Origin of the sequence: Streptococcus suis, from assembly GCF_002960425.1 — a bacterium.
GTDB lineage: Bacteria > Bacillota > Bacilli > Lactobacillales > Streptococcaceae > Streptococcus > Streptococcus suis_S.
In genome coordinates, this window is the sequence record NZ_POIZ01000013.1 from 1 (window position 1) to 302 (window position 302).

The 302-nt window shown below is 41.1% G+C and carries 1 protein-coding gene; it reads right to left on the bottom strand.

Translation table 11 applies throughout. From position 1 onward, the window contains the following. A partial coding sequence (locus C1G57_RS00910) for a transposase (protein ID WP_153045598.1) occupies positions 1–302 on the bottom strand: 302 nt, incomplete at both ends.

Consider the following 302-nt stretch of genomic DNA (forward strand, 5'->3'; position numbering starts at 1 on the left):
TCTGTGTTTTTCTTTCTTTTTCTACTCTCTTGGACTAATTTCTTAGCCAATTTCGTTAGATTCATGCTCATTAGGAGGAAGCCTATCTCGGTTTCAACCACTTTTTGACCTCTGACATGAACTCTGCGCACGCCAAAAACACCCTTCATCCTACCAAATACAGGTTCGACATCCACCTTGCGTTTGGCATAAATGCGGGCTCCCTCTTTACTTGTCAATTCCTCTTTGACTAAGTTCTTGAAATAGTTCCACGTAGGATTATACTGAATTTGTTTGAGGTTTCCTTTTTCCGTCCGTGCTAA